The sequence below is a fragment of the Hydrogenivirga sp. 128-5-R1-1 genome, assembly GCF_000171895.1.
The window spans coordinates 1-1670 of sequence record NZ_ABHJ01000276.1 but is presented as its reverse complement, the minus strand read 5'-3'; the positions used below and the strand labels follow the sequence as shown (position 1 = coordinate 1670).

1 protein-coding gene and 1 pseudogene are annotated in these 1670 nt (G+C 34.8%); both read left to right on the top strand.

Translation table 11 applies throughout. From position 1 onward, the window contains the following. Window positions 1-694 (top strand): annotated as a pseudogene (locus HG1285_RS19930) (NADH-quinone oxidoreductase subunit L); the annotation flags it as partial. A 15-nt stretch (window positions 695-709) separates the two neighbouring features. Beyond that, window positions 710-1579 carry an NADH-quinone oxidoreductase subunit M gene (locus tag HG1285_RS18435; protein WP_008289111.1) on the top strand — a complete coding sequence of 290 codons (870 nt, stop codon included), beginning with the start codon at window positions 710-712 and terminating at the stop codon, window positions 1577-1579. Window positions 1580-1670: the final 91 nt, after the last annotated feature.

The window sequence follows — 1670 nt, the reverse complement described above, 5'->3', positions numbered from 1 at the left end:
AGCATTTTATATATTCAGGCTTTATTTCCTTGCTTTTGAAAATGGAGATAGATTAGACCCTCATACTAAACATCATGTTCATGAATCTCCATGGAATATGACAATTCCTTTAATCGTTCTTGCGACAGGAGCTGTAATTCTTGGCTTCTTTAGAGAGTTTTTCTTAAACTTCTTAAAACCATCATTAGACCCTAAATTTATGTCAGAAGATTTCGTTCCAGAAAAAACAAAGATATTAATGGAAGAAGGTTTATCAAGGGCTCACCATATACACGTTCCGGAAGATGCACTACATTTCCTTACTGAGTCATTAAGCTCAATGCTTGGAATACTTGCATTATTAACAGCTTTAGGTGGTATTTTCTTTGCATATCTTGTTTATCAGAAAAAAACTATCAGTTATCAATGGCTTGGAGATACATTTAAACCTTTATACAAACTTTTCTACAACAGATGGTACTTTGACAATATTTACTATGCAATATTTGTTTATGGCTACTATAAGTTCTCTGTATTCTTATGGAAACTTGGCGATAGATTTATAATTGATGGAATAGTAGACGGCTCTGCAAAAGTATCACTTGCTACAGGTGGAGTGTTAAGACTTACACAGTCTGGAAGAATAGCAGCTTATGTACTGCAGATGTCTGTAGGTATACTTGTTTTCTTATCAATATTTTTAATAGTAAAGTAAGGATGGAGGAAAAGAATGGAATTTCAATTTGAACCGGCAAGTTTTCCTTGGCTTACAGTTTCAATAGTACTTCCGTTAATTGCAGCCGGAATATTATTTTTTCTAAGTGAAAGGTTTGCTAAACCTATTAGTATAGTAATATCAGCTGTAGTATTTGCCATATCAACATGGATGCTTTTTGCTTATGATTATTCACATTATGCAATTCAGTTTTATGAAAAGTACAACTGGATACCTCAGTTTGGCGTTTCTTATGAAGTTGGGGTGGATGCTCTTAGTTTAACTATGTACTGGCTTACGGCTCTTTCTTTTCTTATTTCTTTCATCTGGAGTGTAAATATAAAGAAAAGGGTTAAAGAGTACTTTATAGCATTTTTAGTTCTTGAAGCTGCATGTATAGGTGTTTTCGTAGCATGGGATATGGTCTGGTTTTATATATTCTGGGAAGCTATGCTTATACCAATGTTCTTAATTATTGGGGTATGGGGATACGCTGAAAGAATTTATGCAGCAACTAAGTTCTTTATATATACATTTTTCGGTTCTCTTTTCCTCCTTATTGGTGTTGTTGGAATGTACGTTTACCAGTACTTCCATACAGGAAAACTTTCAACAAGTTATTTTGATTTGGCAAACTTAGGGCTTCCATTTAACCTTGAGATAATATTTTTCCTACTTTTAGCACTTGGTTTTGCTATTAAAGTTCCAATGTGGCCGTTCCATACGTGGCTTCCTGCTGCCCACGTTCAGGCTCCAACAGCAGGTTCTGTTATACTTGCTGCAGTACTTCTAAAAATGGGAACTTATGGGTTTGTAAGATTTTCTCTCCCATGGTTTCCAGAGGCTTCAAAATATTTTATCCCTGTATGTTTACACTTGGTGTAATAGCTATTATATATACAGCTGCAATGGCACTGGCTCAGCAGCATATTAAAAGATTATTGCTTACTCATCTGTTTCTCACATGGGATTTGTA

What these genes read in the sequence shown, in the direction of transcription:
- HG1285_RS18435 (WP_008289111.1), top strand. Translation starts at nt 710, where the DNA reads ATGGAATTTCAATTTGAACCGGCAAGTTTTCCTTGGCTTACAGTTTCA.